A 1,226-nucleotide genomic window follows, 5' to 3' on the forward strand; every position below is an offset into this window, starting at 1 on the left:
GCCGCGGTGCTCGTCCTGATCGCGCTCGTCGCCGCCGCGACGCTCGCGTTCTCGCGGGTCGCCGGGCCGCGCGGGAACGCCTTTTACAGCGGCTACCTCCTGTTGACGGGCGGGCTCTCCGGCGTCGTCCTCACGGGCGACCTGTTCAACCTGTTCGTCTTCCTGGAGATCGTCGGGCTGACGACGTACGCGCTCATCGCCTCGGACCGGTCCGGTGCCAGCGCGTACGCCTCCCTGAAGTACCTCGTGTTGGGGACCGTCGGGGCCTCGCTGTACCTCGTCGGCGTCGGCTACGTGTATCTCGCGACGGGGTCGCTGAACATGCTCGATCTCCAGACGCGGATCCTCGAGGAGGCGTCCTACACCGATCCGCTGATACAGGCCGGCTTCGCCTTCATCGTCGCCGGGTTCGCGTTGAAGATCGCGCTGTTCCCCGTCCACACTTGGCAGCCGGACGCCTACCAGCGCGCGCCGGATTCGGTGACGACGTTCGTCGCCGCCCTAGTGTCGACGGCCGGCGCGTACGCGCTGATCCGAGTGACGTACACCGTGTTCACGGTCGAGTTCCTCGCCGCCAACGAGGCTATCACCACCGTGTTGCTCGTCGTGTCCGGCGTCTCGATCCTCGCGGGCTCCGTGCTCGCGGCGATGCAGTCGGACCTCAAGCGGATGTTCGCGTACTCCTCGGTGGCACAGTTCGGGATGATCGCCGCCGCGGTCGGCCTCGCCAACGAATGGGCGCTGCTCGGCGGGATCGTTCACCTGCTCGGTCACGGGCTGTTGAAGTTCGGACTGTTCCTCGCCGCGGGGCTGCTCGCGCTCGGGTACGGTGCCCGCCGCGTCGAGGACCTGGCGAGCCTCGCTCGACGCGCGCCGTACACCGCGGGGTCGCTCGCGGTGCTCGGGCTCGCGTTGGTCGGGATCCCGCCGTCGATCGGCTTCCTCGGCAAATGGTACATCGCCTTCGGGGCCGTTCAAGAGAGCGGTCTCGGCGGCGGTGCGGTCGGGATCGGGATCGCAGCCGTGATCTTCGTCAGTACGCTGTTCACGCTCGCGTACGTCGCCCGCCTGATAGAGCAGCTGTACTTCGCCGGCGTCGGTCTCGACGACGGCCACGGTCACGACGAGGGAGCCGTCGACGGGACGCACGGCGACGCACACGACCGCGACGTCGTCGCCGACGGCGGACAGGACGCCGGTGGCGACCTCGACGCTGGCGACGACCA

General features: G+C 68.8%; 1 protein-coding gene. It reads left to right on the forward strand.

Features of this window, described 5'->3' with window-relative positions; all coding sequences use genetic code 11:
* Positions 1-1,226 (forward strand): proton-conducting transporter transmembrane domain-containing protein (locus ACFQEU_RS16190; protein ID WP_379783835.1); only part of this gene is annotated, 1,226 nt, incomplete at both ends.

The sequence above is a fragment of the Halorubrum tibetense genome (genome assembly GCF_042661865.1).
GTDB classification, from domain to species: Archaea; Halobacteriota; Halobacteria; order Halobacteriales; family Haloferacaceae; genus Halorubrum; species Halorubrum tibetense.